The sequence below is a fragment of the Rubneribacter sp. genome, assembly GCF_965361815.1.
The window spans coordinates 41,397-60,531 of record NZ_CBDTNW010000064.1; the positions used below are offsets into that span (position 1 = coordinate 41,397).

Below are 19,135 nucleotides of genomic sequence, written 5' to 3' on the forward strand. Positions count from 1 at the left end.
TAGCCCAAGGCGGCCAGGGCCTACAGCCCCACCTCGTTGGCGGGCCGCCCTCTACGGCAGCAGCAGCTGGGCGATTTGAACGGCATTGAGGGCCGCGCCCTTGCGGATCTGGTCGGCCACCACCCACATGGCCAGGCCGTGCTCCACCGTGTCGTCGCGGCGCAGGCGGCCGACGTAAGTGTCATCGGTGCCCGCGAGCAGGCCGGGCATGGGATAGACGTTGTTCGCAACATCGTCCATGAGCGTCACGCCGGGCGCTGCCGCCAGCGCGGCGCGCGCATCGGCCACGCTCACCTCGCGGGCGAACTCCACGTTCATCGCCTCGCCATGACAGCGCAGCACGGGCACGCGCACGCAGGTGGCGGCCACGCGAATGCCCTCGTCGCCCATGATCTTCTTCGTCTCCACGACCATCTTCCACTCCTCTTTGGTGGAATCGTCGTCAAGGAACTTGTCGATGTGCGGGATGCAGTTGAACGCGATGCGGTGCTGGAACGCCTCCACGGTCAGCTCGTCATCGGAGGCGCCGCCCAGGTACTCGCGCGTCTGGTCGTAGAGCTCGGCCATGGCCGGCGCGCCCGCGCCGCTGGCGGCCTGGTAGGTGGACACCACCACGCGCGTGATGGGCGCCAGGTCGTAGAGAGGCTTCAAGGCCACCACCATCTGGATGGTGGAGCAGTTCGGGTTCGCGATCACGCCGGAGTGCCACGCGATGTCGCCGGGATTCACCTCGGGCACCACCAGCGGCACGTCCTCGTCCATGCGAAACGCGCTCGAGTTGTCGATCATCACCGCGCCCGCACGCACCACGGCCTCGCGCATCTGCTTGGACACGCCCGCGCCGCAACTGAACAGCGCGATGTCCACGCCCTCGAAGCTCTCCAGCGTCATCTCCTGCACCGTCAGCTCGCCCGCCGGCACTTGACCGCAACCGTCAAACGGCAGCTTCATGCCCGCCGAACGCGCCGAAGCCAGCGCCCGCACCTCGCTCGCAGGAAAGTCCACATCGTGCAGCACCTGCAGAAACTCCCTGCCCACCGCGCCGGTGGCCCCCGCAACCGCCATCACCGGATTCGCCGGCATCTCCTTCGTCCAAGCCATGGTCGCTCCTCTTCCTCTGGCAGCCAACGCCCCGCACGTCCGCTTGCGCAGCCAATCACCACCGATATATACTACAGAAGCTAACGGAATGCCTGAGGTGGAAAGCAGGCGGCACCGTCAAGGTTTAAGAGCGCTGGTTACCGCTAGCGCTCATTTTTCCGGGACGCCTGAAGCGCCTTGGGTGTTCGCCACCGTCTCCCGCAGCAAACCGACGGCCGCAGCCGCCAGCCCGACAGCCGAAGCTGCAAGCTTGAGGAGCAACGCGGCAGCATCCAAGCGGATCGCCCCCCTTTCGCAAAAGCAGGCGCCGCCTGGCGCTCAGGACTTACCCCCGTTGGCTCGTTGTCATTCTAGCATGCAGAACAACTTCACCCTCCACGCGTCTGCATGCCTAAAAAAGTTTTTTACTACCAAGTTCCCCTAAGTTACAGGTTGGCGCAGTAAGTCAGCGAGAGGCGCTGGGATGCGCCGAATTCGTGGGATCACGAAGGCGACGCGTACTTACGGTACGCGAGCCTCTGAGATCCCGCGAAGGCGGCGTGCGCCAGCCCCTCGCAGCGTCGGCCCGTTCCGCCGGCCGGCAGGCCAGCGGAACGTCAACGTCCCTTGTTCATCTTCGCGGCTATCTCCTCGGCGGAAAGCTGCGTCTCCTCGAACACGCTGTCGCTGTCCAGGCCGAACGCCGTGTGCAGGCAGCGCACGGCCGCTGCGGTCTGCGCGCTGTCCACCACCACCGACAGCCGGATGGGTGACGTGGAGATGGCAAGAATGTTGATCTGGTTCTCCCCCAGCGTCTGAAACGCCCGCGCCGCCACGCCCGGCGACGACTTCATGCCCGTGCCCACCAGGCTCACCTTGGCAATGTCCTCGTCCACGTCGTAGTCGCGCGCGTTGATGTCGGGCAGCACGCGCTCCACCGTTTCGCAGGCGCGCCTCATGTCGGCGCCGGGGCAGGTGAAGCTGATGTCGGTGATGCCGTCTTGCGAGATGTTCTGGATGATCATGTCCACGCTCACCGCGTTGCCCGCCAGCGCGGAGAACACCTTCGCGGCCACGCCCGTCATGTCGGGCACGCTGCGGATGGTGAACTTCACCTCGGACGTGTCGTGGGCGATGCCGGTGATGACGGCTTCCTCCATCTTGTCAGCCTCCTCCTTGACGTAGGTGCCCTCGGCGTCGGAGAACGCCGAGCGGGAATGGATGACCACCTGGTACTTGCGCGCGAACTCCACGGCGCGCATCTGCAGCACGCCCGCGCCGGAGCTGGACAGCTCCAGCATGTCGTCGTAGTTGATGACGTCGAGCTTCTTCGCACGCGGGCATACGCGCGGATCGGCCGTGTACACGCCGTCCACGTCCGAGTAGATCTCGCACACGTCGGCGCCCAGGCCGTGCGCCACCGCCACCGCCGTGGTGTCGGAGCCGCCGCGGCCGAGCGTGGTGATGTCGCCGTTGGCGTCAATGCCCTGGAATCCCGCCACCACGGCTATCATGCCCCTGTTCAGGGCCTCCATGATGCGCTCGTTGTGCACTTTCACGATTTTGGCCTTGGCGTGCGCGCCGTCCGTCTCGATGCCGGCCTGGCGGCCCGTGAAGCTCATGGCCTTGTAGCCGCGCGCCTCTATGGCCATGGCCAGAAGCGTCATGGACACCTGCTCGCCCGTGGACAGCAGCCGGTCCATCTCGCGAGCAGGCGGATTGTCGTTGATCTGGTTCGCCAACCCCACCAGCTCGTCGGTGGTCTTGCCCATGGCGGACACCACGGCCACCACGTCATGGCCCTGCTGCTTTTTCGCGATGAGCCTCTTCGCGACCATCTGAATGCGCTCGGGCGAAGCGACCGACGTGCCTCCGAATTTGCATACGATTAGCGACATGGCGTTCTTTCTGATCCCACGGGTTCCCAATCGGTCCCTCACTATACCAAACAACCGGCACGGGTCCGAGCGAAAGCCCGCCATCAGGCGCGTTCTTCACGGGGAATGCAGGGGGCGGGTAGAGGCCCAGGGCGGGTGGAGGCCCGAATGTCCGAGAGGATCAAAGCGGCAGCACGCCATCGCGGCTCGCTGCGCTTCTACAAAGCGGCAGCACGCCGTCGCGGCTCGCCGCGCTTCTACAAAGCTATGCTTTCAAGCATCATGCTACGAAGCACGGCCTTTGCCGAACGCTTGGGATCGGCAGCTAGAAACGAGCTTGGAAGCAAGCTCCGTCCCTCCGGCAAAGACGCGCGGAGATTCACCAGATGGCATCTGCGACAGCGGCGAAGGCACGTCGGTTGAGCTCCACCTTGTCCGAAAAATCGAACGCCGCAGGCTCCTCTGCGTCTGCAGAAGCCGCAACGCTCTTGGCGGGCGCCGCAGCGGCCCGGAAAGCCCCCGAGGACGCAGGAGCCGCCAACGCCGAAGGCGCAGCCGCTTGCCCGATTTCCGTCGGCAGCGGAAGGGACAGCCGACGGGCGTCGAACCCGACCAGCGCAAGCGCCGCCAGCATGAGCACGGCCCCCACCGCGCAGCACGCCCCCGCCACTTTGAACCAGCGTTTCGTGCTACCCTTCACAGGCCGCCTCCTTTGCAAACGCCCCCGTCTTCGGGGTCCTCACGAACAGCGATTTGACCATGGCCGCGTACCGATGCGACGCCCGGACAAGCCAGGCACTTGCCCGCATCGCCCCGAACAGGCAGAACACGCCCAGGCCGAAGCAGAGCAGACCGCCGCCGAGCTGCCAGAGCCCCACCACCGGCATTCCGATGATCCAGCAGTACGCCAGCGTGCCCAGCCCAAGCGGCCCTCCGAGCAAAAGGCCGATCGCCAGCAGCCACACCGACAGCGCAAGCGCCCAGATGGTCAGGTAGACGCTCGCCGCCGTAAGCGCCGCCGCAGCAGCGAGCGGCACCCACAAAGGCGAAAGCACCACGGCCAGCACCCAGTTCGCTGCCCGGCTGCCGGTTTTGAGCTTGGCGACGGCCCCCGGGATGGGCGGCAGCTCGGCCGCGATGGACCGCGCGACCTCCGCAGGGCTGCCAAGCGCAGCCACGGCCTCGGCCTCGGTCGCCCCGTCCTCCATGCGATCGTCTATCATTTCCTCGATGAAGGCGACGGACTTGTCCGCCTCCGCCGCCGGAAGGCTTGCCAGCTCGCGGCGCAGCGCTTCCAAATAGGCTTGCTTGCTCGTTTCGCTCATGCGTCGCTCCTCGCTTCCCCGCCCCTGATGAACCGGTAGATGGCCTGCACGTCGTCCCATTCGGCAACGAACTCGTCCAGGCGGGCGCGGCCCTCGGGCGTTATCCGGTAGTACTTTCGCAAACGGCCGTTGTGCTCCACGGAGCGCACCGTCAGAAGCCCCGCCGCCTCCAGCCGTTTGAGCAGCGGGTAGAGCGTCGATTCGGTAAGCCCCAGCACGTCGGGCACATCCTTGAGGATGCGATAGCCGTACGAGTCCTCGTTGCGGATCGACGCGAGCACGCATGCCTCGAGAAACCCTCGTTTCATCTGCGCATCCACGTGTGCATACCTCCGTCCGCGTTATACTATGCATCACATAGTACTATACGATGAAGGGGCTTGCAAGAGGCGATTGCTCGGACAAAGCCCATCCGACGGCCTGCCGGCCCGGCGATTTGGGGACCTGACGGCGCGGCGGCGCGGCGGCACAACGCTTCGGCCCCGCCTCCGCCGCTGCGGACGCAGGCGGTCTCACACCTCAAGCACGAACGGCTTGCCGTCCACGTCCACCACGCGCAGAGAGATGCCGTACACCTGCTCGAGCAGCTCCGACGTCACAATGCGCTCAGGCGCACCCTGCGCCACAATGCGCCCGTCGGCCAGCGCCACCACCTCGTCGCTGTAGTGCAGCGCCTGGTTGACGTCGTGCAGCACCATGACCACGGTCATGCCGAACTCCTCGTTCAGCCGCCGAACAAGCCGCAGGATGTCCAGCTGATAGCGCACGTCCAAATACGTGGTTGGTTCGTCGAGCAGAAGCACCTTCGACCCCTGCGCCAGCGCCATGGCAATCCACATGCGCTGCGCCTGGCCGCCCGACAGCGACGACACCGGCTGGCGAGCGAACTCCAAAAGCCCCGTCGTCTCAAGCGCCCACCTCACCATGCGCTCGTCCTCGGCCGCATCCGCGCGCCGCCCGAGCGCCCGGTACGGGAAGCGCCCGTACTCCACCAGCTTCTCCACCGACAGATCGGCCGGGACGGTGTTGCGCTGGTGCACGATGGCCACGAGCTTCGCGAAGTCGCGCAATCGCAAAAGCCCCACGTCGCCGCCGCGCAGAAACACGCTGCCCGCGCTGGGCTTGAGGTTTTTCGTCATGAGGTTAAAGAGCGTTGATTTGCCGGAGCCGTTCGCCCCGATGAGCGTGGTCACCACGCCCTCGCGCAAAGAAAGGTCAAGCCCCTCGAAGATGCGCTTCTGGCCGTATGCGAACGACAGGCCGGAGATCGTGAACACGTTATTCGCCATAGCTGCTCCGCGCCTTTCTCAACAGCAGGATGAACACCGGGCCGCCCACGATGGACATGACGACCGCCGCGCTGATCTCGTAGGGCGCGGCGATGGTGCGCCCCACGGTGTCGGCCAGAAGCAGGCAGAACGCGCCGAGCACAACCGAATACGACACGAGCGCCTTGTGCGAGGAGCCCACCACAAGCCGCGCGATGTGCGGCACAATGAGGCCGAGGAAGCTGATGGGGCCGATGATGGCCGTGGACACCGACGCCAAAAGCACGGCGACGGCCGAAATGAGCATGCGGTTCTTGCTCACGTCCACGCCCAGCGAGCGCGCCGTCTTGTCCTCGAGCGCCAGAAGGTCGCAGCGTTTCGCCACCAGCAGGGCAAGCACCAGGCCGATGGCCCCGTAAAGGGCGATCGTCTGGAAGTCGTCCCAGGTCTTCATCGTGATATTGGCGTCCACCAGGCTGGTCACGCTGTTGGAGGTGGCCCCGCCGCTGGAACTGAACGCCGACATGATGCCCGTGAACATGGCGCTTGCCGCCACGCCCACGAGGATGATGCGCAGAGGCGACAGCCCGCCGCGCCACGACAGGCTGTACACCAGCAGAAACGCGACAAGCCCGCCGGCGAACGCGAACACGGGCGTGAAGAACAGAAGCGCCGGGAAGAACCCGGTGACCAGCACGGCGGCCAGCGACGCGCCAGAGCTGATGCCGATGATGCCCGGATCGGCCAGCGGGTTGCGGATGGCGGCCTGCAGAAGCACGCCCGACACCGCCGTGGCCGCGCCGCCCGCCATCGCGATGAAGATGCGGGGGAAGCGCAGGTCGTAGATGGTGGACACAGCGTCGTCGTACGCCACGAACAGGCCGCTTGCCAGCTGCTCGGGCGTCACCTGCAGGCTTCCCGCGTTCACGGCGACCAGAAACAGCGCGACAAGCGCCGCCGCCGTGACGACGAACGCCGCCGCTTTGCGCAAGGGGCTTACCATGCGATACCTTCCTTATTCCTGTTTGTCCACGATGCTGGCCACCCCGGAGCCTGAGCCGCCCGCACTGCCTGCCATGCCGGCGACCGCATCGGCGACGGCTTCGGCATTGCCCGCGGCCAGGGCCTCGGCCGCCGCCGCAGCCGCCTGCTCGCCCACCGCGGCGCCGTCGCCGCCCTCTTGCCCTCCGTAGAGGATGGGTTGCAAGGCCTCAAGCGCCTCGGGGTAGTTGAACTCGGCGCTCATGCCGAACTTGTCGGAGGGGAGGTCGTGCACCTGCCCCTCCTGCACGGCGCGGAAGTGCTTCCAAATGTCGTTCGTGGCGAACTCGTTGGCGAACATGGCCATCACCTGGGTGGGCAGGGCATGCGACGTGCGCAGGATGATGTCGGGGTCGCGCGCTTGCATGTCCTCGGTGTTCACGTTGATGAACTCCTCTGCGGCATCGGCGTAGACGTTGCGCCCGCCGGCCAGCTCCACGAGGCTGCCCACGTAGCTGTTCGGCGTGGCCACCACGTACGAGCCGGGAACGCCCATCAAGATGAGCACCGTCGGCGCCTCCTTGCCTTCGTTTCGCGCGCGATACTCCTCGATGAACTGGGTGTACTCGCTAACGAGCGCCTGGGCTTGCTCCTCGCGGCCGAACTTCTCGCCCAAGTAGGAGATGGAGTCGTACATGCCCTGCACGCTGCGCAGGTTGAGGAACACCGAGGCCATCATGGCCGAGGCGTACTTCGGCTGCAGATCGCTTTGCAGCGAGTTGGGAGAGAGCACGTAGTCGGGACGCAGCGATTTCAAGATCTCCAGGTCGGGAGCCATGGCCGTGCCCACTTGGTCGAGGTCGGCGTAGCGTTCGGGCAGGCCGCGCGACGTGGTGGGCACGCCCACGAGGTTAAGCTCCAGCTTGTCGCAGATCTCGGCGACGGCGGGCGAGGTGGCCACGATGCGCGGCTCGTAGGCACCGTCTTCGCGTTCGGCGCGCTCGGGGTGCTGGTCGACGCATCCCGCCAGCGCGAGCGCGCACGAAAGGCACGCCGCGAGGGCGACGGCAGCCATGCGGCGCGCCGCCCTCGCAATCCCACGCGATGCCGATGCGCGCTTAGGCACGGGCCGCGTCCTCTCCGTCACTTTCGCCGCTGGACGCGTCAGCCCCGCCAGAAACCTGGGCGCCCTTGCCGGAACCGACTGCCAAAACCTTCGCCGCGCCGCCCTCCTCGGCCGCTGTGGCATCGGCGCCTTTGCCCGCGCCGGTCATGCCGGGTGCGCCGGGTGCGCCAACCGCTCCAACCATGTCGGTCGCGGACGCGCCCGCAGACGCTCCCGACACGCCGCCGCCCTGGCCCGTCGGCGCCGCCGCAGCCGCTGCCGCGGCAGCCGCCGCGCTCGCCTGCCGCGCGCGCTTCGGACGCAGGTACGCCGCGTACGCTGCGACACCGACCGCCACGGCCACCGCCGCCGCAACGCCCATCACCATGAGGACGGTGCCGCCATCAAGCGTAGCCTGCGCCTGCTTGTCGCCCGTGACCTCGCGGCCCTCCTCGTCGAACTCCTGCACGCCCTCGTTCTTGGCGGCGTTCGTCAAATCGTCGGCATCCTGCGCAGGCTCCTCGGTCGTCGCGCCGTCGCCCGAGGCCGTCGCGCCGTCGCCATCGGCGGTCGGGGCCGTCGCAGCGGCAGCCGCCGCATCGTCGGCGCCCTGCCCAGGGGTCACCGACACCACGAACGTGCCGTCAGCGTCGCCCTCCTGCAGCTCGCCGAACCGGATGAAGTAGACGACCGCCCGACCCATGGGGATGACGTCCATGGAGCAGCGGATAGTGGCCGTTTCGCTGGGGATGGGCAGGCGATAATCAGCCGTGGCCGTCCCCGTGGCGGCATCGGTGCCCGTCTGCATCTGCGCGCCTGCGGCCGGCGCATACGTCGAGCCGTCAGCTGACGTCTCGAAGGAGATGGCGCTTATCTGGTCGGCCAGTTTGAAGCGCAAGCTGGCGTACAGCGTGCCGTCGGTGTCGCGCTCGATGAGCGCGCTTTGGTGGACGATGCTCTCCACCATAGACTCGCCCAACGCCACGTTGCTCTGGCCTGCGGAGTCCTCGATGACGCCGGTCGCAGGGTTTTCGTAGGTGGGAATCGCGGAGGCCGTGTGCACGGCCGAGACGGCAGCGAACGCGCTCCCCGGGAAAACGGCGCTCGCCGCAAGGACGAGCGCCGTTGCCAGGGCGCATGCCGCCGCAGTCGCGACGTGAATGCGTCTGGTCATGCTGTGCCTTTCAGTTGGTTCCTACTTGCCGCTGCGCGAAGCGCGCCGACGGCTTGTCGCCAAGACGGCTCCGGCCGCCCCCAGGGCGCCCAAAGCGCCCGCCAACGTGGCAAGCCCCGCGGAGGAGTCGCCGGTCTTGGCCAGGCTGGACGACGAGGACGCCGCCACGCCGTTTGCGCCGGTGCCCAGATCCTTCGCCTGGGAGAGGCGCAGATGCATGTCGGCGGTCTGCGCCTGGCCGATGCCCAGCTGCTCCATCATGGTGACGGACATCTCAATGGGGATGACCACGTCGCGTTCGGCAGACGGAATGGACAGCGTGAACTGGTCGCCGCTTCGGGGGATGGCGCTGCCGTTGTGCGAGAGCGACTTGATGTAGTTGAGTCCCTCGCTCGTGGCCGCGAACGACACCTGGAACGTGCCGTTTGCCTGCGGACGCACCAGCGCCGTGTCGCCGAAGTACTTCGCCGCCATGGACGCTTCGGAGCTGTTGTGCTTCATGAACGCGATGGGCACCTGGTAGGTGTGGCCCACCTGGAACTTCGCCGTCGCCTCGTTGCCGGTGGCGTTATTGTTGGGGCCGTCGTTTCCGCCCGAGGGAACGGTCGGACTCTCCGGCTTGATCTGCTCGCCGGACTTCGTGGGCAGGACCGTCGTGTCGATCTGCAGGTAGCCGGTTTGGGTCATGGCCCCCATCCCGGGCACGGTCAGGCCGAACTTCAACGCCACGGCCTTCACGATGGAATCGACCGTTGCCCGGTAGGCTCCGCCGCCCAAATCCTCCACTCCGTCGATGGAGGTGATGAACCGCTGCCCGTCAGGCGTGACCTTGAACGTCACATGATACGCGGACCCCGTCCACGCAATCGCGCCCTCAGGCTCGAAGTAGGCGGCCGCCATGGAGTCGGTGCCGTCGTCTTTGACCAGCTTCACGGGCACGGCGTACTCCTTGCCCTGCACCAGCAAAAAGCCGCCGGGCGTCTCAACGGCATCGCCGTTTTCCTCGCCGGGCTGCTCGCCGGGGGTTTCGCCGGGCTGCTCGCCACCTTGGTTGTTGTAGCTTGCGATAGCTCCGTTCAGCGCAGCTGCCGCAGCGTCGAGGTCGGCTTTGGAGGCGGCGGGGTTTCTCACCACAGCCTGGGCGGCGGCAAGGGCATCGGCCACGGCCTTGTAGGCGTCGGTGCCGTCGTCCTTGATGTCCTTGGCGGCGGCCAAAGCGCCGTTGATGGCGGCGCAATCGAAGAAGCGCATGATCATGTTATGGGTGTTGGACACCTGATGGCCGCCCATGGACACCGTGTAGCCGAAGCTGAACTCGGCGGCGCCTGACACATCGGCAACATGCAGCTTGTACTCCCAGGTTCCATCTGCGTCCTTGTCGGGGTCCACGCTCGCGCCCGAAGCGTCCTTCATCCAGAACGTGCCGCCCACCATGTTCACTGTGCTCGCCGGAACGGGAACGGACACCTCGTAGCCGCCCGCCTGGGACTTCACGGCTTGCACCTCGGCGGGAAGCATGCCGGAGAACGCGTTTCCGGAATCTTTCACGAAGTAGGAGACGGGCAGTATCTGAGCTTGGGGAGCAGACTCGCTCGCCTCGAATTTGCCGACAGCGTTTTCCAAAGCTGCGACAGCGGCATTCACGGCGTCTTGGTCATCGGCGCCAAGCGCTCTCTTGGCTTCGTCGATCGCCGCCCGCAGAGCCGCGTTCGCCTCCTCGGTCTTGTCGCTTTGCGCCAAGAGGCCCTCGGCGTTGGCGATGGCCTTCTCGAGGGCGTCCGTGTTCACCTGGTCCTCGTCGGGCGCGGGCGCGGGTGCGGTGGTGGACAGGGAGCTGGCGTCGATAGCGATGGTGATTGCGACAGTGGATCCCATCCCGCTGATGTGCGCGCTGCCGCTCGCAACGTCGGAAAGCTTGTCGGCAGAAAACGTGAACGTGTAGGTTCCGTTGCCGGCATCAACGGCGTTCTGCTGAACGCCTCCGACGTTCACCCAGGAAACCATGGACGCCATGCCGCCTCCGGCCGTCAGCGTCACGTTCCATTTGCTGCCATCGTACGCAGCCGTGACGGAGTTTCCGAACACGCCTTTCACCATGCTCGTGCCCATCGCACTACCGCTTGCGGCCGCAAACGCGGTGGGGAGCGAATAGGCTTTGTCCCTCTCGACGTAGAAGCCGTCGGGGGTCTGCACGGTGCCAGCCGCCGCCGTTGCGACCGCCCCGCCCTGCGCGCCCGATCCTGCTTCGGCAAGAGCCGTCGCGGGCGCCATGCTCAGCGACAACGTTGCCGCCAGCATGACCGCCATCCCTCCCTTGGCAAACGCGAAAACCTGCCGTGATCTTGCCATGCTTCAACTCCTTTCCCATCGTGCGCGCAGCGCCCCAAGCGCAAGCCCCACCCGACGGCATACCGCCCGCCAGGCAAAACCAACCGCGCGAATCTCGCCGCATCTTGCCTTTCGCGCTCCAGGAATGCTTCGCTCGCACAAATGTTAACCTAAAGAAACTTTTTGATTTATAGCATGAACGCAAGGGGGACGCTCGCGACTTTCCGTTTCCAAGTGTTAATTATGGTTAACTTCACGGTATCTTCACGATTCGGGAGGAACGCGAAGCCCTTGCAGCCACGTTCGACAAGACTCGCCTCCCTTCCCCTCCTCCGCCGCCTTGGCTGCAAACGACGCCCTATGGCGCGAGAAAAGCCATTTCGCATGGCAACACCAGACCGCGATGCTCGCGACCTGGGATTTTCCAACAACAGCGACCGGAAGGGACAGCGAAAAGGGGTCCAAGCGCGCCACAGGGCGCGGCTTGCGGCCAGAACGCAGCCGCCCTCTGTTAAATCAGGATTGACGCGAACCCGCTTTGGCCAATCCTCGGACCGGGCTTCCCCTGATCGGACGCTTCGGAAAGTCCCGCCCGCTCGTCAGGGAGGGCCTTCCGAAGCGCCGGCGGAACTTTGCCCGGCGGGCCGGCCCGGCCATGTCGGTTCCGGTTCAACGAGGGGCGTTTTCGGCCCTGCCTCCGCCGCTGCGGACGCAGGCGGCCTCGCGCCTCAAGCACGAACGGCTTGCCGTCCACCCCCAAGAACCCCCTTGTTACGAACTCGTAAGCATTCTGTAAGCAGCTGCCAAGGCTTTCGCAAAGACCAAGCATCATACTGGGACGAAACGACAGACAGCACACAAGCACTGGGGAGAACCATGGGAAAACCTCTGGGCACAACTTGCAAAACGCTCGCAGCCGTCATGGCAATTGGTGCAATTGCCCTGGTCGTCTGCTTGTTCAACGAAAGCAGCCGGGTCAGCTACCCCTCCCGCAAGCGGTAAAGCCCGCAAAGCGCCCACGCACCGCCGCGTTTCGGCGGCGCACAGCATCCGCGTGCTCTGCCAGCGTGCCCGCCGAACGCCCGCCAACGTCCCAACGCGCAGGCAAGCCCCCTCCCCGCGTTGCCGAGGCCGCTTGCCTACGCGCCAGCAAGCCGCACCCCTTCAACAGGCCGCCGTGCGCCCCGCACGACGCGCCTGCGAATCCGGCACACCGGCGCGCCCCGCACGACGCGCCTGCGGATCCGGCGTCGCCCGCAGTCGTCGGCCGCGCACCCGCAGCGCCGGCGCGCGCCTTGCGGCCCTACTCCTCCTTCGGCATCCGCGCCAGCAGCACGAACCCCACCACGAACAGCGCGGATATGGACAGCACGCCCACCGAGGCGTTGCCGGTCAGCTGCGTGAACACGCTCACCAGCAGCGTGCCCATAACGGCGGCGTACTTGCCGAACACGTCGAAGAACCCAAAGTGCTCGTTGGCGCGGTCCTTGGGCACCAGCTTGCCGAACTCGGAGCGCGACAGCGCCTGGATGCCCCCTTGGAACAAGCCCACGCACACAGCCAGAATCCAAAATTGCAGCGCCTCGCGCAAAAAGAACGCGGCGAACAACGTGATGCAGAAGTACGCGAACACCGCCGTCATGAGCATGCGTCGCGCCCCGAACCGCGTGGCCAAGCGTCCGTAGGCGATGGCCGACGGAAACGCCACGAACTGCGTCAGCAAGAGCGCCAGCACCAACTGCGTGGAGTCTATGCCCAGGTCGGTGCCGTAGCTGGTGGACATCCTGATGATGGTGTGCACGCCGTCGATGTAGAAGAAGTACGCCAGCATGAACAGGCGCAGGCGCTTATCGCGCGCGATGCCCTTCATCGTGGCCCACAGGCCGCAAAACGTCTCGCGCAGCAGATGCCGCTTGCGCTCCTTGTAGTGCGTCTGATGCACGTCGCGGATAAGCGGCACGCTGAACGCCACCCACCATGCCGCCGTGATGAGGAAAGCCGCCTTCATGCCCGTCGCCGCGTCGATGCCCACCGACGGCCCTCCCAGCACCACGGCCAGGCACGCGATAAACGGGATGCACGAGCCCACATAGCCCCAGGCGTAACCCTGCGACGACACCTCGTCGTAGCGGTCCTCGGCGGCCGCGTCCACCAAAAACGCGTCGTAGAACACCATGGACCCGTTCAGCATGATCGACGACACCACGTACACCACCAAAAACGGCAGCGCCTCGGCGGGAATGCCCAAAGCCGCGCACGCCACCGCGCCCGTGCCCATGAAGCCCACGAAAAACTTCTTCTTGTTGCCCTTGAGGTCGGCCAAGCTCCCCAGCACGGGCATGAGCAGCGCCAAAATGAGCGCCGCCGCCGTCTCGGCATAGCCCCACGCCACCACCACCGACGAGCCGGGTTCGGCCAGCGAGGCGAAGTAGACGGGTATGAGCGCGGTGGAGAGCATGACGAACGCCGAGTTGCCCACATCGTAGAGCACCCAGCTCCTCTCCTGCCTGGTCAGTTTGCCGAGCACGGTTTCCCTTTCTGTAAGGTTTTTCGCAAGCGGAAAAACGACGGTTAACAAGCGCTCGCACATTGTATACTGACAGCGTTGGAAGCCATAGGTAAAATCGAGGTCAGAAACGGAGTTCGCGCCATGCCGGCAATCATCGCGCACGATACGTTCGGACGGGAGGTCTACGACCGCCACTATCCCCTCATCGGGGGCTCGCGCGACGAAGCCGATGCGTTCCTTTTGGGAAACCAAGGTCCTGACCCGCTGTTCTTCGCGGTGCTCAGCCCCAGCCTGCATGCGCACAGCCGCCTGGGCAGCACCATGCACAGCCAAAAGCCCGCGGATCTGCTCGCGGCGCTCAAGCAGTCGCTGACCGTTTTGGAGGACGGCGAGCGGGCCGTGGGCCGCGCGTATGCCCTGGGGTTCCTCTGCCATCACGTGCTGGACTCCACGCTGCACCCGTTCGTGTACTTCCACGAGCACAGCCTGTGCGACGCGGGCGAGCCGGGCCTTTCGCGCGCGGACGGCCACGAGGTGCACGGCATCATCGAAAGCGAGCTGGACGAGCTGGTGCTGTTCACCAAGCGCGGGACCACGGTGGCCGCGTTCAACCCCGCAACCGACATCCTCAAAGCCAACGATCGCGTCCTGGACGCCATCTCCAAGATGCACGCCTTCGTAGCATTGACCGTGTACGGGCGGTTCGTCCCCGCGGACCTGTTCGCGCGCTCCGTGCGCAACTACCGCCTGGCCCAAGCCGCGTTCCACTCGCCCACCGGCGCGAAGCGGGCCCTTGCGGGCAGGATCGAGCGCTTGGTGCGGCCGCACTCGTTCTTCCAGGCCATGAGCCATCGTCCCGTGGAGCTCACGGAGAGCGTCTTCGACAATCGCGACCGCCGCGCGTGGGAGAACCCTTTCACGGGCGAGGTGCGCACCGAGAGTTTCTGGGACCTCTACGACAAGGCGCGCTCCTGCGCCTGCGCCGCCATCCCGACGTTCGATCGGCCCGGATTCAACGTGGAGGCCGCCCGCGCGATCACCCACGACCTGGACTTTTCCGGAAGGCCGACGACCGCCGTGGTGCTGTCCGTGGAGGACGGCCCGAACGCAGGCGATCCGAACGCAGGCGATCCGAACGCAGACGGCCCGCACGCAGGCGGTCCGAACGAGGCCGGCCCGCATGCGGACGACGCGCAAACCCCGGCCGAAAGCGCGTAGCCGGCCGTGCTCGACGTCGCGCTCACCATACCCTACTGGCTCGAGCTTGCCGCCACCGTCTCCGGCGCGCTGTTCGGCGCGCTCAGCGCGGTGCGGGCGCGCTACGACATCTTCGGCGTGTCGTGCATCGCCATCGTAACGGGGCTGGCCGGCGGCATCATGCGCGACATCCTCATGCAGGACTACGGCATTTACGCGTTCCAAAAGCCCACCCTCATCGTGTCGTGCGTGGCTGCGGGCATCACCGTGTTCTACCTGGGCAAGCTGGCGACCTACCTGGATCCGGCCATGGACCTTCTGGACAACCTGTCGGTGGCGCTGTGGTCCATCATCGGCACGGGCAAGGCGCTGTCGGCCGGGCTCGATCCGGTGCCGGCCGTCATCCTGGGCACCATCACGGCCAACGGCGGCGGCATCGTGCGCGACATCTGCATGAACCGCGAACCCGAGGCGTTCCAGGCGGGCTCGCTGTACGTGAGCGCGGCGCTTCTGGGCTGCATCGCCTACGCCGCCATGCGCACGAACCACATCCTGGACCAGTACGCGGCCCTCACCTGCGTCGTGTTGGTGCTGGGAGTCCGCTACGCCTCGCTGTTCTTCGGCTGGCGCACCAGAGAGCCCAAGGACTACTCCGACGTGGTGGCAAACGCGGTGTCACGCCCGGTGAAGTCGGTGGCGCGCCGCGTCCGCCCACCGAAGGGGAAGGTCGAGCGTGAACGCGAGCGCAGCAGCGCCTACGCCAAGCTGCGCCGGCTGTGGCGCACGCCGGGAAAGACCTCGCCCCTGCCGACCATCGACGCTGACGAGGGCGCTGCCGTGAAGAGCGCGCCGCCGCCCGCAGCCAAGGAAGCGAAGGCGAGCGACCCCAGCGACCGCATCGTCGTGGACCGGGAAGAGCTCCATCGCTTCATGGAGGGCGCCGGAGGGCACGAGGAACCCGAGCAGCTGCGCGACCCCTTCGAACCGCGCAGCTGAGAAGGCCCGCCGAGCCGCAGGTCGGCGGGTGGGCTTTCGAGCGGACGCACCAGAAGCGGCGGGCGGGCGCCCTGCACGTTGCAGCGCAGCTGGAGGCGGCGGGCGGGCGCGTTACGCGTTGCAGGCGCGTCCGAAAGCGGGCAAGCGCGCTACACGTTTTTCAGCAAAACGGTGTTCATGGTGTCGGCCACGTTCTCGCACGCGTCGCAGCAGCGCTCCATCCGGTCGAAGATCTGCGACCACACCAGCACGCGCATGGGGTTTTCCTTGTCGTGCGTGTGGAGCTTGCGCGTGACGTGCATGTACAGCTGGTCGGCCTCCTCTTCGTAGGTGTTCACGTCCACGATCAGCTGCTTGAACTTCTTGGACTTCTTGAAGTTGCGGAAGTCCTCCATGGCCTTGTCCAAAGCCTCGCAGCTCTTCTTGATGAGGCAGGCGAACTCCAACGCGTCGTGGTGCATGAAATGGACGTCGTACATGTAGAAGCGCTGCATGACGTCCTCGATGAAGTCCACGATGTTGTCCAGGCGCTGGGACAGCTCGATGATGTCCTCGCGCTCGATGGGCGTGATGAAGTCGGTGGCGACCGTCTTCAGGATGGCGTGGTTGATCTCGTCGCCCTCGTGCTCCAGCTCGTGGGCGCGCTCCATCACCTCTTTCAGCTTCTCCGCCTCCGTGAACTTCTCCACCGCCTCTATCAGCAGATCGGCCTCCTGCACCGCCAGCTTCGTCTGCTTTTCAAACGCGTCGAAGTAGTCGAACTTGTGCTTCTTGCCCATGGGGCCTCCTTACAAGAACAGCAAGTACACGCAAGCGGCACGGCCGGCCGCGCCGGCGAAAGCCCAAAAGCCTGCAAATCATCAGTTTAACGTAATTTCAGCTTTGCGAAAGGGGATGGGCGCGCTTTTCGCAGATCGGGGCGTTCGCGCGCCGAAAAGGTTGATTGAATCCGGAAACCGGATGAGCGTCCAGGTTGCGGCCCAATCAAGGCGCACATCAAAAAAAGGGCGCGGCACGGCACCCCGCGAAGCACCGCGCCCCGCCCGCGCGCTTTCCTCGAAAGCGCAGGTCAATCCAGCCGCAACGCGCAATGCGGCCAGCGGCGTCCCCGCTCGCAAACCGCCCGCCGCAACGCGGACAACTCCCTCGCAAGCCGCCCATCGCGATGCGGGGAAACCCCTTGAAACCCCCGGTGCCGTCGCAAGCGCCGCGGCACGCATGGTAGACTGAAAGCAATTTGATGGGATTTCCACGGGGGAGGGAATCAACATGAGATCACGCGTGCAGCTGGCCTTGCAAACCGCGGACCTGACGGCGGCGTTCATGGCATGGGTGATCCTGTCCTCGCTGCTTCCCTACATCAGACAGGACGTGTTCGTCCCCCCGGAGCACGTGGCGCTTGCGACGGCCGTCCCCGTGGTGCTGGGAAGCATCCTGCGCATCCCGTTCGGATACTGCGCCAACCTGTTCGGGGCGCGGGCGGTGTTCTCGGCCAGCTTCGTCGCGCTGCTGGCGCCCGTCTGGTTTTTGAGCGAGGCAACCACGTACCAGGACCTCCTCGTCGGCGGCACGTTTCTGGGCATTGCGGGCGCCGTGTTCTCGGTGGGCGTCACCTCCCTGCCGAAGTACTTCCCCAAAAAGCGGCAGGGCTTTGCGAACGGCGTGTACGGATTCGGCAACGTGGGCACGGCGCTGACCGCCTACCTGGCGCCCGTCGCCGCCGTCGCCTTGGGCTGGCGGGGCGCCGTCAAGCTGTATTTGGTGCTGCTGGCCGCCTTTGCCCTGGCCAACCTGGTGCTGGGGGATCGCGACGAACCCCGCGTGAGAACGCCCCTCGCACGGCAGATGCGCGCGGTGGCGCGCGACGGGCGGCTCTGGACGCTGTCGCTTTTCTACTTCGTGACGTTCGGGGCGTTCGTGGCGCTGACCGTGTACCTGCCAAGCCTCCTCACGTTGCACTACGGCCTGGACGGCGTGACGGCGGGCGCGGCCACCTCCGCGTTCGTGGCGTCGGCGGCGCTTCTGCGCGTGCTGGGAGGGTGGCTGTCCGACCGGCTGAGCTGCTGCGCTATTCTGGCCTGCGTGTTCGCCGTTTTGGCAGCCGGAGCCGCCGTGCTTGCGGCCGCGCCCGGGCTGCCCGTGTTCCTGACGGGGATCTACCTGGTCGGCGCCGCATGCGGCATTGGCAACGGCGCGGTGTTCAAGCTGGTGCCCCTGCACTTTGCCGAGAACGCCGGAACCGCCAACGGCATCGTGTCCATGTGGGGCGGTTTGGGAGGGTTCTTCCCTCCCCTCGTGCTGTCGGCCTCTTCGCTCCTGACCGGGACGAACGCGCCCGGCCTGGCGTTGTTCGGGGTGTTTTCGCTTGCGTGCCTGGCTCTGACGCTGGCAATGCGCCGTCGCGAACGGGCGGGTAGCTAGCAGGATCGACGCAAGACGGATGCCCCATCGCGAACGCTCCGCTCGCACGCCCGCCCACGTCCAGATCCGCGCGCCACCCGGACCCGCGCCCGTGCCCGAACTCGCACGCACCCGGACCCCGCGCGTCGCGGGCGCCCCGACACTCCCTTGCGCGTCCGGACCCGCGGCCACATACTCGGCCATCTGCGCGCATCGCCCGCGCCCCGACACCCCTACGCGTAGTAGGCGAACACGCGCTTGCGTTCGGCGCCGATGGTGGTCAGGGCCTCGTGCCCCGGCAGCACCACCGTCTCGTCCGGCAGGGCCGCCAGCCGCTTGAGCGAATGGCGCATAGCGTCCATGCTGCCGCCCGGGAAGTCCGTGCGCCCGATGGTGCCGCAAAACAGCGTGTCGCCCGACACGAGCACAGGCGCGCCCGCCGGATCCGTTCCGAACCGGGGATCCAAGAACAGGCAGATGCAGCCCTCGGTGTGCCCCGGCGTCAGGATGACCTTCCACGGCATGTTCCCTATCTTGAGGATGTCCCCATCGCCCACCAGGTGGTCGACCGGGCACGGCTCGAACCGCTCGTCGGCCGGCTGCGCGGTGCCGTCGATGGCCGGCGCGTCCACCGCCGAGGCGATGACCAGGGCCCCGGTCCTATCACGCAGCGCCTTGGCGGCGCCCACGTGGTCGTGATGCCGGTGCGTGAGCACGATGGCGTCGATGGAGCGCCCGCCTGCCGCCGCCAAGATCTCGTCGGGTTCGCACGACGGGTCCACCACGATGGTGGCCGCTCCGTCGGAGATGAGGTACACGTTGTTGCCCAGCATGCCCAGCGTCACGTACTCAACGGGCACGCACGTCCCTTCCGCTTTCTTCACTTTGGCCATGG

At 66.3% G+C, this 19,135-nt stretch carries 16 protein-coding genes; 3 read left to right on the forward strand and 13 right to left on the reverse strand.

Translation table 11 applies throughout. The features are described from left to right. Nucleotides 1-51: 51 nt before the first annotated feature. The 11 genes from ACWKY3_RS04710 to ACWKY3_RS04760 form a co-directional block, all read right to left on the reverse strand. A complete protein-coding gene (locus tag ACWKY3_RS04710) occupies nucleotides 52-1,101 on the reverse strand; it encodes an aspartate-semialdehyde dehydrogenase (protein WP_449315267.1) in 1,050 nt (349 codons plus the stop codon). A 596-nt stretch (nucleotides 1,102-1,697) separates the two neighbouring features. Continuing rightward, on the reverse strand, nucleotides 1,698-2,978 hold the full coding sequence (locus ACWKY3_RS04715; RefSeq protein WP_449315268.1) for an aspartate kinase: 1,281 nt from the start codon (nucleotides 2,976-2,978) through the stop codon (nucleotides 1,698-1,700). Between the two features lie 358 nt (nucleotides 2,979-3,336). Then, a complete protein-coding gene (locus tag ACWKY3_RS04720; protein ID WP_449315269.1) occupies nucleotides 3,337-3,657 on the reverse strand; it encodes a hypothetical protein in 321 nt (106 codons plus the stop codon). After that, complete coding sequence (locus ACWKY3_RS04725) at nucleotides 3,647-4,282, reverse strand: DUF1700 domain-containing protein (RefSeq protein WP_449315270.1); 636 nt, start codon at nucleotides 4,280-4,282, stop codon at nucleotides 3,647-3,649. The genes ACWKY3_RS04720 and ACWKY3_RS04725 overlap by 11 nt, the downstream gene beginning before the upstream one ends. Beyond that, on the reverse strand, nucleotides 4,279-4,590 hold the full coding sequence (locus ACWKY3_RS04730; RefSeq protein ID WP_449315271.1) for a PadR family transcriptional regulator: 312 nt from the start codon (nucleotides 4,588-4,590) through the stop codon (nucleotides 4,279-4,281). The genes ACWKY3_RS04725 and ACWKY3_RS04730 overlap by 4 nt, the downstream gene beginning before the upstream one ends. A 204-nt stretch (nucleotides 4,591-4,794) precedes the next feature. Beyond that, complete coding sequence (locus ACWKY3_RS04735) at nucleotides 4,795-5,571, reverse strand: ABC transporter ATP-binding protein (RefSeq protein WP_449315272.1); 777 nt, start codon at nucleotides 5,569-5,571, stop codon at nucleotides 4,795-4,797. Then, on the reverse strand, nucleotides 5,561-6,553 hold the full coding sequence (locus ACWKY3_RS04740; protein ID WP_449315273.1) for a FecCD family ABC transporter permease: 993 nt from the start codon (nucleotides 6,551-6,553) through the stop codon (nucleotides 5,561-5,563). The genes ACWKY3_RS04735 and ACWKY3_RS04740 overlap by 11 nt, the downstream gene beginning before the upstream one ends. A gap of 12 nt (nucleotides 6,554-6,565) precedes the next feature. Next, a complete protein-coding gene (isdE, locus tag ACWKY3_RS04745; RefSeq protein ID WP_449315274.1) occupies nucleotides 6,566-7,606 on the reverse strand; it encodes a heme ABC transporter substrate-binding protein IsdE in 1,041 nt (346 codons plus the stop codon). Between the two features lie 43 nt (nucleotides 7,607-7,649). Further along, nucleotides 7,650-8,810 (reverse strand): heme-binding Shp domain-containing protein, encoded by a 1,161-nt coding sequence (locus tag ACWKY3_RS04750; RefSeq protein ID WP_449315275.1) that lies wholly within the window; start codon nucleotides 8,808-8,810, stop codon nucleotides 7,650-7,652. Between the two features lie 21 nt (nucleotides 8,811-8,831). After that, complete coding sequence (locus ACWKY3_RS04755; protein ID WP_449315276.1) at nucleotides 8,832-11,159, reverse strand: LPXTG cell wall anchor domain-containing protein; 2,328 nt, start codon at nucleotides 11,157-11,159, stop codon at nucleotides 8,832-8,834. Nucleotides 11,160-12,441: 1,282 nt separating this feature from the next. Continuing rightward, nucleotides 12,442-13,665: an MFS transporter gene (locus tag ACWKY3_RS04760; RefSeq protein WP_449315277.1), complete on the reverse strand. Its 1,224-nt coding sequence runs from the start codon at nucleotides 13,663-13,665 to the stop codon at nucleotides 12,442-12,444. 123 nt (nucleotides 13,666-13,788) lie between these two features. Between ACWKY3_RS04760 and ACWKY3_RS04765 the strand changes: the two genes are divergently transcribed. Together ACWKY3_RS04765 and ACWKY3_RS04770 are read left to right on the forward strand one after the other, a co-directional pair. Further along, on the forward strand, nucleotides 13,789-14,865 hold the full coding sequence (locus tag ACWKY3_RS04765; RefSeq protein ID WP_449315278.1) for a zinc dependent phospholipase C family protein: 1,077 nt from the start codon (nucleotides 13,789-13,791) through the stop codon (nucleotides 14,863-14,865). A 6-nt stretch (nucleotides 14,866-14,871) separates the two neighbouring features. Continuing rightward, entirely contained in the window at nucleotides 14,872-15,840 is a 969-nt protein-coding gene (locus ACWKY3_RS04770; RefSeq protein ID WP_449315279.1) for a trimeric intracellular cation channel family protein, read from the forward strand. A gap of 149 nt (nucleotides 15,841-15,989) precedes the next feature. On the opposite strand, the gene ACWKY3_RS04775 is transcribed toward ACWKY3_RS04770, so the two are convergent. Then, on the reverse strand, nucleotides 15,990-16,619 hold the full coding sequence (locus ACWKY3_RS04775) for a DUF47 domain-containing protein (protein WP_449315280.1): 630 nt from the start codon (nucleotides 16,617-16,619) through the stop codon (nucleotides 15,990-15,992). A 490-nt stretch (nucleotides 16,620-17,109) separates the two neighbouring features. Here ACWKY3_RS04775 and ACWKY3_RS04780 point away from each other — a divergent pair, with 490 nt between their 5' ends. Beyond that, entirely contained in the window at nucleotides 17,110-18,261 is a 1,152-nt protein-coding gene (locus tag ACWKY3_RS04780) for an MFS transporter (protein ID WP_449315281.1), read from the forward strand. 212 nt (nucleotides 18,262-18,473) lie between these two features. On the opposite strand, the gene ACWKY3_RS04785 is transcribed toward ACWKY3_RS04780, so the two are convergent. After that, entirely contained in the window at nucleotides 18,474-19,133 is a 660-nt protein-coding gene (locus ACWKY3_RS04785) for an MBL fold metallo-hydrolase (RefSeq protein WP_449315282.1), read from the reverse strand. Between the last annotated feature and the right edge of the window lie 2 nt (nucleotides 19,134-19,135).